Genomic DNA, 12,604 nt, shown 5'->3' on the forward strand with positions numbered 1-12,604 from the left:
GCACCGTATCGCCCAACCGCGGGTCTCGTACGGTGAAGGCATGACTCGGATCGCGATCGTCGGTGGCCACGGCCAGGTGGCCCGCCAGCTCATCCACCTCCTCCGCAGGGCCGACCACGACCCGGTGGCGCTGGTGCGGACCGAGGACTATCGCGAGGAGCTCGAGTCCCGCGGCGCCGAGGTCCGGCTCCTCGACATCGAGCACCAGGGCGCACGTGACTTCGGCGCGGCGTTCGCCGGCTGCGAGGCGGTGGTCTTCGCCGCGGGCGGCGGCCCCGATGGCAACATCGAGCGCAAGCGCACCGTCGACCTCGAGGGCTCCCTGAAGTCGATCGAGGGCGCACAGGCAGCCGGCATCCGCCGGTTCGTGCAGATCTCCGCGATCGGGGTCGACGACCCGCTGCCCGACGACACCGGCGAGGTGTGGAGGGCGTACGTCGGGGCCAAGCGCGACGCAGACGCGGCACTGCGCGCCAGCGACCTGGACTGGACGATCATCCGTCCGGGCCGGCTCACCGACGACCCCGGCACGGGCCGGGTGGCGCTCGGTCCCGATGTCGTGCGTGGCGACGTGACCCGGGCCGATGTCGCGGCCGTGGTGGCTGCGGTCCTCGACGTACCGGCCACCATCGGTCGGCAGTGGAACCTCGTCAACGGCGAGGTGCCGGTCGGTGAGGCCGTCCGCGTCGCCGGGTAGTCACTCGTCGTCGGTGAGCGAGGAGTAGGCGACCACGCCGCGGCGCATCGCGCGGATCATCTCCCGAGCGGTCTCGCGCAGCGGAGACGCCCCGGCGGCGTCCGCGACCTGGCCGCCCAGGTCGAGCAGCTGCTTCATCCAGCGGACGAAGTCACCCGCGGCGAGGTCGCTGGCGACCAGTACGTCGTCGAGCGCGTCGCCCTCGGCCCAGCGGTAGGCGACCCAGGCGAACCCGAGGTCGGGCTGGCGCAGGAAGTCGAGCTTGTGGTCGCGCTCCAACGCATCGAGGCTCCCCCACAGCTTCACCATCTCGCCGATCGCCTCGCGCACCGCCCCGCCGGGGATGCGTGGCGAGGAGGCGTCATCGGGCCTGCGGGCCTCGAAGACCAGAACCGAGAGGGCGGCGGCCAGGCCGGAGGGTGCGAGGTCGTCCCAGAGCCCGAGCCGCATGGACTCCGCGGCGAGCAGGTCCATGTCGGAGTAGATCCGCCGCAGGTGGGCGCCGCGCTCGGTGACGCGCGACTCGGCGCCGTCGCCGCTCAGGTAGTCCAGGGCGGTGAGCACGTCGCAGACGCGGTCGAACTGCCGCGCGACGGTGTTCGTGCGCTGCTCCACGCGCCGCTTGAGCGTCTGGGCGTCGCGGTCGAGCTTGAAGTACCGCTCGGCCCAGCGGGCGTGGTCCTCGCGGTCGGGGCAGTCGTGGCAGGGATGCGACTTGAGCTCGGCCCGCAGCCGGGCGACCTCCTCGTCGGCGTGGGTGCGCACCGGGTCGCGTTGGGCGGGCGCCCTCCCCGGCGGCGGCGGGGTGAGGTCGTGGGTGCGCGAGCGCAGCGCCGAGGCGAGGTCGCGGCGCATCTGCGGGTTGCGCCCGCTGAAGTTCTTGGGGATCCGCAGGCGCGCCAGCGCCGTCACGGGCGTCGGGAAGTCGATCATCGCCAGCCGGCGCGCCTGGCGGTCGGCGGTGACGACGTACGGGCGCGGCCCCTCCTCCGACCACCCCGGGTCGACCACGACCGCGAACCCGGCGAACTTGCCGGTGGGGACCTCGATCACGTCGCCCGGACGCAACGCGCGCAGCGACTCCACGGCCTCCTCGCGCCGGTCGGCACGCTTGGCCCGGCTGGCACCCTTCTCGGCCTCGCTGATCCGCCGGCGCAGCTCGGCGTACTCCATGAAGTCGCCGAGGTGGCAGGTGGCCGCCTCCCGGTAGCCGGCGAGCGCATCCTCGCTCTTGCGCAGCTGGCGAGCCAGACCGACCACGGCCTTGTCGGCCTGGAACTGGGCGAAGGACTGCTCGAGCAGCTCGCGGGCGCGCTCGCGGCCGAACTGGTGCACGAGGTTGATCGCCATGTTGTACGACGGGCGGAACGACGACCGCAGCGGGTAGGTGCGGGTGGAGGCCAGTCCGGCCACCTCGCGCGGGTTCATGCCGGGCTGCCACAGCACCACGCCGTGACCCTCGACATCGAGGCCGCGCCGGCCGGCGCGCCCCGTGAGCTGGGTGTACTCCCCTGGCGTGATGTCGGCGTGGGTCTCGCCGTTCCACTTGCTGAGCTTCTCGATCACCACGGTGCGCGCCGGCATGTTGATGCCGAGCGCCAGGGTCTCGGTGGCGAAGACGACCTTGCACAGGCCGCGCACGAACAGCTCCTCGACGCACTGCTTGAACGCCGGCAGCATGCCGGCATGGTGGGCGGCCACGCCGCGGGTCAGGCCGTCGAGGAAGTCGTGGTAGCCCAGCACGTGCAGGTCCTGCTCGGGCAGGTCGCGGCACGCCTCCTCGACGTAGGCGTAGATCTCGTCGCGCTCCTTCGGCGAGGTGAGCCGGACACCTGCGTTGAGGCACTGGGTGACGGCGGCGTCGCAACCGACCCGGCTGAAGACGAACATGATGGCCGGCAGCAGCCCCTCGCGCTCGAGGCGCTCGATGACGTCGGGGCGACTCGGGATCCACACCCGGCGGCCGTTGCCGACGTTCTTCTGCCCCGCGCTCTTCTGGCCCGGCTTGGAGCGGCCGCGTGGGCTGCGCCGGTCACGGATCCTGCTGCTCGCCCAGTCGTCGCGCGCGATCTTGACGAGCTCGTCGTTGACCGGTGCGCCCTCCTTGACGAAGCCGGCGGCCGCGTCGACGTCGGAGGAGGCGAAGAGGTCGAGCAGCCGGCGGCCGACCATCACGTGCTGGTAGAGCGGCACCGGGCGGCGCTCCTCCACGATCGTGGTGGTGTCGCCGCGGACGGTCTCGAGCCACTCGCCGAACTCCTCGGCGTTGGAGACGGTCGCGGACAGGGAGACCAGGGAGACCGACTCCGGCAGGTGGATGATCACCTCCTCCCACACCGCGCCCCGGGAGCGGTCGGCGAGGTAGTGCACCTCGTCCATGACGACGAAGCCGAGGCCGAGCAGGGTGCGGGAGCCGGCGTACAGCATGTTGCGGAGCACCTCGGTGGTCATCACGACCACCGGTGCCTCCCCGTTGACGACGTTGTCACCGGTCAGCAGTCCGACCTGGTCGGGGCCGTAGCGCGCGACGAGGTCGTTGTACTTCTGGTTCGACAGCGCCTTGATCGGGGTGGTGTAGAACGCCTTGCGCCCGGTCTCGAGCGCCAGGTGGATGGCGAACTCCCCGACGATCGTCTTGCCCGACCCGGTCGGGGCCGCGACGAGGACGCCTCGGCCCTCCTCGATCGCCTGGCAGCCGCGCACCTGGAAGTCGTCGAGCGCGAAGTCGTAGAGGGCGCGGAAGTCGCGCAGGACGGGGTGGAAGCGGGCCTTGCGGTAGTCGGCGTACCGCTCGGACGGACTCAGGTCGTCCGTCACTCGGGGTCCCCGCCGAGTCGTGAGCTGGAGGAGCGCAGGGCGGGAAGCACTCGACTCGGTGGGGTGAGTCTCATGTGGTCCAACCTACGTGAGGACCGTCAACGCCCCGGGAGCACACGCCACGGTCAACGGCAGTGCGCCGAAGCGCTCGCCGTCGGCGTACGACACGATGCCCGGCGCCGCGACCGTGACCTTGCGGACCCGGTGGTGCTCGTACTGCGGGTGCGTGACGTGGGTGCCCTTGAACAGCTTCGGGTAGGTGCGCACCAGCCCGGTCTTGGTCATCGGCTTGATGATCACCACGTCGAGGAGCCCGTCGTCGAGGAGCGCGCCCTCGGTGATCCGCAGGCCACCGCCGAAGGAGGGGCCGTTGCCGACCGCGACCAGCATCGCCTCCAGGGTGCGGGTCTGGCCGTCCAGGTCGAGGGTGTACGGGATCGGACGGAACGTGCGCAGCTCGGCGAGGGTGGCGATGTTGTAGCGCATCTGCCCCTTGGGCCAGGTCATCTTGTTGGCGCGCTCGTTGACGATCGCGTCGAAGCCGGCGGCCAGGACCGTCACGAAGTGCTGGGTGCCGCTGCGCGCCAGGTCGACGGTGCGGGTGCGCCCGGCGAGCACCACGTCGGCGGCGGCCGCGGGGTCCTTGCGGGGTACGCCGAAGTAGCGGGCGACGTCGTTGCCTGTGCCGGCGGGGATCAGGCCGAGCGGTATGCCAGTGCCGGCGAGCGCCTGGACCGCGAGGTGGGCCATCCCGTCGCCGCCAACGACGACCAGGGCGTCGACCCCGTCGGCCACGGCCTGGTGGGCGAGGTCCTGGGCCTCGGCGGCGTCCCGGCCGGCGAGGTTGCGGACGGTGAGTCCGGCGGCCCGGAGGCGGGGCAGGGCGACGTCGCGGTAGCGCCCGCCTCGGCCCTTGCCCGCGGTCGGGTTCGTCAGCAGCGCGATGTCGCGGTCCGTCACGCGGGTGAGACTAGGGCTTCTCGACGCCGATCCGCAGCAGCACGGAGTAGCGATCGACCGAGGCGCCGACCGCGAGCGCGAGGCGACCCACGGCCTCGAGGACCAGGTCGGCGGTGAATCCGGTACCAGGCACCGCCAGCGTGAGCCGTCCCTCGCGGGTCACCGTCAGCACCTGCCCGTGCCGCCACGCCTGGTGGGCGTCGTGCCGGACGGTCTCCGTGGCGACCGGGGCGGGGTACGCCGGATCGACCGCGAGCAGGTCGCACGGGACCGGTTCGTGGCCGGGGCCGGTGAGCAGGCCCAGGACCGTGTGGCCCCGGCGTACGCCGCTCTCGGCTGTCCACGTCACCTCGGCCTCACCGAGCCACTCGGGCAGGTCGAACGGGTCGATCGCCCCGAAGCTCGCTGCGACCGTCACAGGGGCGAGACCTCGTCGTCGGCCCACTGATCGGTGCTCGGCCGGCGCCGTCCGCGGGCGCGGTCGACGGCCCGGGCGATGACCTCCGCGACCAGGAACAGCACGAGCATCGGGATCGCCAGCATCGTCATCGAGAACGGGTCCGTGGACGGGGTCGCGACCGCCGCGAACACGAAGGTGCCGAGGATGATCCACGGGCGGTAGCGCCCCAGGGCCTTGCCGCTGACAACCCCGGCGAGGTTGAGCATGACCACGAACAGCGGGATCTCGAACGCGATGCCGAAGACCAACAGCATGCGGGTGAGGAAGGAGAAGTAGTCACCGAACTCGACGAGGTTGTCCAGCCCGGCCGGGGTGAAGCCGATGAGGACCTCGAGACCCCGCGGGAGGACGTAGTAGCCGGTCCCCACGCCCACGATGAACAGCGGGCCGGCGATCGCGGCGAAGATCCGGGTCCACTTCCGCTCCTGCGCGTGCAGGCCTGGGACGACGAAGGCCCAGATCTGGAACAGCCAGTACGGGCTGGAGACGACAATCGCGGCGATGCCGCACAGCTTCAGCTGCAGCATCAGCGGGCCCGTGGCGCCTGCCACGTACGCCTTGGTCTGGACCTTGGCGCCGAGCATCTCGCGGGCGTCGTTGTAGGGACCCAGCACAAGGCCCAGGAGGCCGTCGTGAGGTCTTTCGAAGAAGAACAGGGCCACCGTGAACGCCAAGACGAGGAACAGCACCGACTTCAGCAGCCGGGCGCGGAGTTCACGCAGGTGGTCGGAGAGCGCCATCCGGCCGTCTTCGCCCACGGGGTGGTGCGGGCGGCCGGAGAAGTAGTCGAAGACTCCGCTGAGGGACAACGGGTGGGACGCCGGGTCAGGCGCTGTCGGGGCGGTGCAGGCGGTCGCGCTCGGCGTCGAGCTCGGCCTGGCGGCGATCGAGCTCGGCCTGCCGGGACTCCAGCTCACGCTGCTCGGCCGTCTTGGTGGCCTCGGGCTGGTCGTCGTCCATCAGGCCCTTGGTCTCGGCCTTGAAGATGCGCAGCGCGCGACCGCTGCCGCGGGCCAGTTCCGGCAGCTTGGAGGCACCGAACAGCAGGATGACGACGGCCAGGATGATGAGCAGCTCGGGCGTACCGAGTCCGCCGATGGCGAGCGGGAGCATGTGGGTCCTCACGGGCTTGTTGGTGACGTGGCCATGGTACGCCGGTCAGCGGTAAAGGCTGAGCGTGTCCTGTGCACGTCGGGTGAACGCTTGGTCGAGGTCGGTCGGGCTGAGCACCCGCGCATGGGGCGCGAGCCGGAGCAGGAGCCGCTGGAGCCACCGCTCGTCGGCGATGAGGAGGTCGACGTCGAGCGCGCCGCCACGACGGGGCCGCACGTCCTCCACGGGGTAGTACTCCACGATCCACCGGGCGGGCCGCTCGACGCGGAGGGTGACGAGCGTCGTGTCCTCGGCCCGGGTGAACAGGCCGTCGGAGAGATCGCGTGGCGGCTCCGGAGCAGTGGACACCGGGGTGTCGAGCACCTCGGCCTCGTGGATCCGGTCGAGACGGAACAGCCGAGGCGCCTCCGCGCTGTGGCACCAGGCGTCCAGGTAGGTGAACCCGTGGGCGGTGACCAGGCCGCGCGGGTCGACGACGCGTTCGGACTGCTCGTCGCGTGAGGGCACGTAGTAGGACAGCCGGACCTGGCGGTGCCGCGTGACGGCGTCCTGGAGGTCACGTTCGAGGAGCGCCGCGTCCAGCTGTTCGGGGGCGTCCTCCCCCGGGTCGATCTGCTGGGCCGCCGACCCCTCGGCGGCAGCGGTCTCGAGCTTCGCAAGAGCCCGGTCGACGACCTCGCGGGTCTCTTCCCGGGCGGTGCTCCGCAGCGCCCGCAGCGCGACGATGATCGCGGTCGCCTCGGTCGGTGTGAGTCGCAGCGGCCGGGAGAGGTAGTCGGCGTTGGACACCCGGATGACGCCGTCGGCCTCCGGTCCCTCGAGGGCGTCGAGGTCCACGTCGATCAGGTCGTCGGGGTAGCCGCCGGGCAGCCCACACATCAGCAGCACCTTGAGGTCGCTGAGCAGCTGGTCGGGTGGGATCCCGAGCGCGACAGCGGCATCATCGAGGCGCACCTCGCCGTGGCTGTGCAGGAACGGGACCAGGGTGAGCAGGCGCGCGACCTGGTCCTTGGCCCCGCTGGCGGCCGGCGTGCTCACGAGGCCTCCGACACGACCGCGCGCAGCCGCTGGACGACCTCGTCGCGCAGTGACGTGGGCTCCTCGACGTACACGTCCGGGCCGTAGCCGAGGACCTCGTCGGCCACCCCGGGTCCGCCGCGGCTGATCGTGACGCGGTCCCAGGTCGTGTGGTCGTCAGGTCCGGGGACGCCGGTCTCGACCGACTCGGCGTCGCGCCGCAGGGCGAGGCCGGATCCCTGACGCACGAGGAGTACGGCGCGACCGGTGCTGGGCTCCGGGGCCAGGCGCATGGTGGTGGCGCGCACGTCGGTGCCGGGTGGCACGTCGTAGGACGCGGGCTGCCCGACCTTGCGCGCCTCCCCCTGCACCCGGGACAGGCGGAACACGCGCTCCTCGCCTCGGTCGGTGTCGAGGCCGACGACGTACCAGCGCCCGGAGTAGCGCACGACACCCCACGGCTGCAGGTGCCGGGTCGTGGTCGCGGTGGCGCCGGCACGGCGGTACTCGAACTCGACCGGGGTGCGCTCCTGGGTTGCCTCCCAGAACACGTCGAACGACGGCTCGTCGGCGCTCAGCCGGGGCTGGGCGATGTCGAGCGCGCTCACGTCCAGTGGCAGGCCGAGCGCGGTCAGCTTGCGGACCGCCTCCGTCGTGGCCTCCGCCAGCCGGGCATGCTCCCAGACCCGGGTCGCGAGACCGATCACCGCCGCCTCGTCACCCGTCAGGGAGACGTCGGGCAGCGCGAACTCGTCGGGCCGGATCCGGTAGCCCGGCTCGTCGTCGAAGTAGGCATCCATGTTGCCCACCTCGATCGGTACGCCGAGGCTGCGCAGCTCCTCCTTGTCGCGCTCGAACATCTTCTCGAACGCGTCGGTGCTGGAGTCGGCGTACAGGATCGACCGGATCCGGTCCTTGGAGACGTAGTGACGCTGGACCAGCAGCATGATGAGCAGGTTGAGCAGACGCTCGCTCTTGTGCACCGCCATGCCGCTGATCCTCGCCGGTCTGCGTCGCCGGTGCTACTTGGCGTCGACGATGTCGACGACGAAGTACAGCGTGCTGTTCGCGGGGATGCCGGACTGCTCCTGCGCGCCGTAGCCGAGGGACGGCGGGATCTGCAGCAGCACCCGGTCGCCGACCTTGAGGCCGGAGAGGCCGTAGGTCCAGCCCGAGACGAAGCTCGACAGGGCCAGCTGGATCGGCTTGCCCTTGGAGTAGCTCTCGTCGAAGGGCGTCTTGGCGCCGTAGACCATGCCGAGGTAGTTGGCCGTCACGGTCATGTCGGGGGTGAGGGTCTTGCCGTCACCCTTCTTGATCACGCTGCGCAGCAGGTCGCCGTCGGCCTTGGGCTCGGGAAGGCCCTTGAAGTCCAGCGAGACCGGCTTGCCCTTCTGCTCCACCACGCCGGGCAGCTGGCTGGACGGGACGTCCTTGGGCGTCGGTGGGGTGAACGGCTTCATCAGGTCCACGATGATCAGGACCGTGTCGGTCGGCGCGACCCCGATCGAGGTGTTGCCGGAGTCGCCGAACGCGTCCTTGCCGGTGGCCGTCACCGCGACCCGCGACCCGATGGTCTGGCCGAGCACGGCGTCCTTGAAGACCGGGGCGAGCTGGTCGCTGGCCGTCACGGTCTCCTCCTGGCCGCCCGTGTCGTAGCTGCTGTAGGCCTGCTTCTGGGTGAAGCCGTTGCCGATCCAGAGGTTGACCTGGACCTGGTCACCGTCCTCGATCTTGTCGCCGTCGCCCTCGGTGACGACGGTCGTCTCCGTCTTGTCCACGTCGAGCTTGCCGTCCCACTTCACCTCCGGCGCCGCGCCGATGTCGCCGGTGATCTTGATGCCGTGGAGGCTGTCGGAGGACGACGAGTCGCCGCCCCCGTCGGAGGAGTCGCTGGAGCCGCAGGCCACCAGCGTGGTCGCGAGGACCAGCGGCAGCAGGGCGGCGGGGAGGCGTCGGAGACGTCGAGACACTGAGTTCAACCTTCGCAGTTCGGGTGCTGGGACAGCGCGCCACACACTAGCCCTCCCTCCTGAGGGGAGCCTGATCGCGGGTGGCCGCAAGTTCTGCGGTTTGGTCACCAACGACAGATCCTGGGGCAGTTCTGATGTCGTTGGTGACCAAACGACGGCCAATCGCGCGGGCTACATGCCGTCGATGAGGCGTTGGACCCGGTCGTCATGCGCGCGGAAGGGGTCCTTGCACAGCACGGTGCGCTGAGCCTGGTCGTTGAGCTTGAGGTGGACCCAGTCGACGGTGAAGTCGCGACGGCGCTCCTGGGCGCGGCGGATGAACTCGCCGCGCAGGCGGGCGCGCGTGGTCTGCGGCGGAACCGACTTGGCCTCGAAGATCTTGAGGTCGGTGGTCACCCGGGCCACCGCACCCTTCTTCTCGAGCAGGTAGTAGAGGCCCCGCCCGCGGTGGATGTCGTGGTAGGCCAGGTCGAGCTGGGCGATCCGCGGATGGCCGAGGGGCAGGCCGTGCTTGGCCCGGTACCGCTCGATCAGCTTCCACTTGATCACCCAGTCGATCTCGCGGTCGACCAGACCGAGGTCGTCGGACTCGACGGCCTTGAGCCCGCGTTCCCACAGGTCGAGGGCCTGCTCGATGAGCGGGGTGCTGATCTCACGACGATCGACGAAGTCGCGGGCCTTGGAGAGGTACTCCTGTTGGATGTCCAGCGCGCTGGCCTCCCGGCCGTTGGCGAGCCGGACCTTGCGGCGACCGGTGACGTCGTGGGAGATCTCGCGGATCGCGCGGATCGGGTTCTCCATGGTGAGGTCGCGCATCACCACGCCCTCCTCGATCATCCGCAGCACCAGGTCGCAGCTCGCGACCTTGAGCATTGTCGTGGTCTCGCTCATGTTGGAGTCGCCCACGATCACGTGCAGCCGGCGGTACTTCTCGGCGTCCGCGTGCGGCTCGTCGCGGGTGTTGATGATCGGCCGGCTCCGCGTGGTCGCGCTGGAGACGCCCTCCCAGATGTGCTCGGCACGCTGCGAGACGCTGTAGCTCGCCCCGCGCGGGGTCTGGGTGATCTTGCCGGCGCCGACGATGATCTGGCGGGTCACCAGGAACGGGATCAGTACGTCGGCCAGCCGGCTGAACTCCCCCGCTCGGCCGACCAGGTAGTTCTCGTGACAGCCGTAGGAGTTGCCGGCCGAGTCGGTGTTGTTCTTGAACAGGTAGATCTCGCCCGCGATGCCCTCGTCGTGAAGCCGCTGCTCGGCGTCGAGGAGCAACCCTTCGAGCACCCGCTCCCCCGCCTTGTCGTGCGTCACGAGCTCGACCACGTCGTCGCACTCGGGCGTGGCGTACTCGGGATGGCTACCCACGTCGAGGTAGAGGCGCGCCCCGTTGCGCAGGAACACGTTGCTGCTGCGACCCCAGCTCACGACCTTGCGGAACAGGTAGCGCGCCACCTCGTCCGGGCTCAGGCGGCGCTGGCCCTTGAACGTGCACGTCACGCCGTACTCGTTCTCGATGCCGAAGATCCGCCGGTCCACGCGCTCAGCCTAGGCGCAGCCTGGTCGCTCGTGGTGGTTGTCCACGCGTGCGGTAGCCGAGGATTCTTGCGGTTTGGTCACCAACGACGCAGACCGCGCGGCAATTCACGCCGCAAGTCACGCCCCGGATCAGGCGGTTCGGTGCCAATCCACGATGCCGTCCTGGCGACACCACCGATTCATGATGCGCCGGCGGCCGGCGTCGGAGTAGAGGGAGTTGTCCACCAACCGACGCCACCTTCTGAGCCGACGCGCCGCATGCGGCCGGCCCAGCGCACGGTCGATCTCGTGCATTGTCACTGCCGGATGGTTCAGCAGGTCGTCGAGCGCATACCCGCTGCGCGTGTACGGCGAGCCCGCCCAGCCGCGCTCGCGACGCAGGTCGACCCGGTGCTGGTCCTTGTCCCGGTGATGCTCTCCGTCGTACTCGTGCACCCTCGACGTACCGGTGACGACCAGGTCCACACGACCGATGGAGTTCCCGCGATCGTCGAACAGCTCGACCTGCGGCTCGACCGGGACGTCGATCGCGGCGTGGAACGTCCGCAGGACCGTCTCCCCGGCAGACTCGCTCCGTCCGGAGGCCATCTCGTAGGCCGCGCGGAGCATCCGAACGCCAGGTCGCCGACTCGCGAGCAGCTTGTCCATGCGTTCGGGGTCGATGTCGCCCTTCTCGAGGGCGGAGTCGACGACGATCAACATGTCGAGCAGGCCCAGGTCTCGAGCCATTCTCAGGAGGATCTCCTCGGGGCTCTCCACCGGCAGGTCGATGCGCTTCACCGGGTTGCGCTCGCGCACCAGCCTGGAGCAGATCAGTCCATGCCTGCGGGGCCGGGGGTCCTTCTGGTTCACCGCGGCGAAGACTGGCACCTGGTCCGGCAGCTTGGGCAGCCGCCACCCGAGCAGCCGAGCCGCAGTGAGGTGGGTGAACACAGCCGTCTTCGGCAGCACCAGCAGGTAGGCCGTGAGTTCTCGGACGAACTCCTGGTCCTCGGTCAGGTCTTCCCGCAACCGCAGATACAGGCCGTGGCTGACCCGCCAGTGTCCCACGAGTCGTACCTGTCCGCGGATCGGTCCATCGTCCTTCGGCGTCTTCTTCCCCATGACGTCAGGTTGCGCGGTCCCGCGCCCCGCGAAACGGGCGCCTCCCGGGCCTGTGGATGAGCCGCAGGGCAGAAGCTCTGCGGTTTGGTCACCAACGACAGGTGTTCACCCGGGGAGTCTGTCGTTGGTGACCAAACCACTGACGTTTCGGGGCATCAGGACGGCGGAGCGACGGGAGGTTCGTCGGAGCCCGGTGCGACGTCCTCGGGGGCGTGCTCGGAGGGGCCGCGGTCGCCGAGGAGCTCCTCGAGCCGGGCCGGCCGGAGCCGGCTGAACTTGCGCGGCTGGCTGCGGGTGCGGTCGAGCACCGCGACCTCGAGGTCCTCCGCGGGGATGACCCGGTCCTGAGCGTCGGCGGTGTGCCCCAGCGCGGCGACCGCGAGGCTCAGGGCCTCCTCGACCGAGGCGCCCTCGGCGTACCGCTCCTTGAGGTACGACGCCACCACGTCGGCCGCGCCGCCCATCACCGCGAACCCGTGCTCGTCGGCCACCTGTCCGTCGTAGGTCAGCCGGTAGAGCTGGTCGTCGGCAGCGGCGTCGCCGATCTCGGCCACGAACAGCTCCACCTCGTACGGCTTCTCACCCCCGCTGGAGAAGATCGTGCCGAGCGTCTGGGCGTAGGCGTTGGCCAGGCCACGGCCGGTGACGTCGCGCCGGTCGTAGGCGTAGCCACGCATGTCGGCCAGCCGGACGCCGGCGATCCGGAGGTTCTCGAACTCGTTGTACCGGCCAACCGCCGCGAACGCGATCCGGTCGTAGATCTCCGAGACCTTGTGCAGCGCCTGGGAGGGGTTCTCGGAGGCGAACAGGATGCCGTCGGCGTACTGCACGGCCACCACCGACCGACCGCGGGCGATCCCCTTGCGGGCGAAGTCCGCCCGGTCCTTCATCAGCTGCTCGGGCGAAACGTAGAAGGGCATGCTCATCGGG

General features: G+C 70.4%; 12 protein-coding genes. 1 reads left to right on the top strand and 11 read right to left on the bottom strand.

Features of this window, described 5'->3' with window-relative positions; all coding sequences use genetic code 11:
- Positions 1-40: 40 nt before the first annotated feature.
- Positions 41-697: an SDR family oxidoreductase gene (locus AC3ANS_RS10485; RefSeq protein WP_488296105.1), complete on the top strand. Its 657-nt coding sequence runs from the start codon at positions 41-43 to the stop codon at positions 695-697.
- On the opposite strand, the gene AC3ANS_RS10490 is transcribed toward AC3ANS_RS10485, so the two are convergent.
- The 11 genes from AC3ANS_RS10490 to prcA all read right to left on the bottom strand — a co-directional run bounded on the left by AC3ANS_RS10490 (position 698) and on the right by prcA (position 12,600).
- Entirely contained in the window at positions 698-3,514 is a 2,817-nt protein-coding gene (locus AC3ANS_RS10490; protein ID WP_488296106.1) for a DEAD/DEAH box helicase, read from the bottom strand.
- An 84-nt stretch (positions 3,515-3,598) separates the two neighbouring features.
- Positions 3,599-4,474, bottom strand: coding sequence for a diacylglycerol kinase (locus tag AC3ANS_RS10495; protein WP_488296107.1), 876 nt, complete (start codon positions 4,472-4,474; stop codon positions 3,599-3,601).
- A gap of 10 nt (positions 4,475-4,484) precedes the next feature.
- On the bottom strand, positions 4,485-4,892 hold the full coding sequence (locus AC3ANS_RS10500; protein ID WP_488296108.1) for a hypothetical protein: 408 nt from the start codon (positions 4,890-4,892) through the stop codon (positions 4,485-4,487).
- Complete coding sequence (gene tatC / locus AC3ANS_RS10505; protein WP_488296109.1) at positions 4,889-5,743, bottom strand: twin-arginine translocase subunit TatC; 855 nt, start codon at positions 5,741-5,743, stop codon at positions 4,889-4,891. The genes AC3ANS_RS10500 and tatC overlap by 4 nt, the downstream gene beginning before the upstream one ends.
- 16 nt (positions 5,744-5,759) lie before the next feature.
- Positions 5,760-6,047 (bottom strand): Sec-independent protein translocase subunit TatA, encoded by a 288-nt coding sequence (gene tatA / locus AC3ANS_RS10510; protein WP_488296471.1) that lies wholly within the window; start codon positions 6,045-6,047, stop codon positions 5,760-5,762.
- A 45-nt stretch (positions 6,048-6,092) separates the two neighbouring features.
- Positions 6,093-7,085 carry a helix-turn-helix transcriptional regulator gene (locus AC3ANS_RS10515; protein WP_488296110.1) on the bottom strand — a complete coding sequence of 331 codons (993 nt, stop codon included), beginning with the start codon at positions 7,083-7,085 and terminating at the stop codon, positions 6,093-6,095.
- Positions 7,082-8,053, bottom strand: coding sequence for a helix-turn-helix transcriptional regulator (locus AC3ANS_RS10520; protein ID WP_488296111.1), 972 nt, complete (start codon positions 8,051-8,053; stop codon positions 7,082-7,084). The genes AC3ANS_RS10515 and AC3ANS_RS10520 overlap by 4 nt, the downstream gene beginning before the upstream one ends.
- A 33-nt stretch (positions 8,054-8,086) precedes the next feature.
- Entirely contained in the window at positions 8,087-9,037 is a 951-nt protein-coding gene (locus AC3ANS_RS10525) for an FKBP-type peptidyl-prolyl cis-trans isomerase (RefSeq protein ID WP_488296112.1), read from the bottom strand.
- 171 nt (positions 9,038-9,208) lie between these two features.
- Positions 9,209-10,570: a Pup--protein ligase gene (gene pafA / locus AC3ANS_RS10530; protein WP_488296113.1), complete on the bottom strand. Its 1,362-nt coding sequence runs from the start codon at positions 10,568-10,570 to the stop codon at positions 9,209-9,211.
- 129 nt (positions 10,571-10,699) lie between these two features.
- On the bottom strand, positions 10,700-11,674 hold the full coding sequence (locus AC3ANS_RS10535; RefSeq protein WP_488296114.1) for a hypothetical protein: 975 nt from the start codon (positions 11,672-11,674) through the stop codon (positions 10,700-10,702).
- Positions 11,675-11,829: 155 nt separating this feature from the next.
- Positions 11,830-12,600, bottom strand: a complete 771-nt coding sequence (gene prcA, locus AC3ANS_RS10540) for a proteasome subunit alpha (protein ID WP_488296115.1) — start codon at positions 12,598-12,600, stop codon at positions 11,830-11,832.
- Between the last annotated feature and the right edge of the window lie 4 nt (positions 12,601-12,604).

It is taken from the genome of Nocardia sp. 149-1B (assembly GCF_057747975.1).

Coding starts and splice junctions, on each gene's coding strand:
- AC3ANS_RS10485 (WP_488296105.1), top strand. CDS start 41: ATGACTCGGATCGCGATCGTCGGTGGCCACGGCCAGGTGGCCCGCCAG.
- tatA (WP_488296471.1), bottom strand. CDS start 6,047: ATGCTCCCGCTCGCCATCGGCGGACTCGGTACGCCCGAGCTGCTCATC.
- AC3ANS_RS10520 (WP_488296111.1), bottom strand. CDS start 8,053: ATGGCGGTGCACAAGAGCGAGCGTCTGCTCAACCTGCTCATCATGCTG.
- AC3ANS_RS10535 (WP_488296114.1), bottom strand. CDS start 11,674: ATGGGGAAGAAGACGCCGAAGGACGATGGACCGATCCGCGGACAGGTA.
- prcA (WP_488296115.1), bottom strand. CDS start 12,600: ATGAGCATGCCCTTCTACGTTTCGCCCGAGCAGCTGATGAAGGACCGG.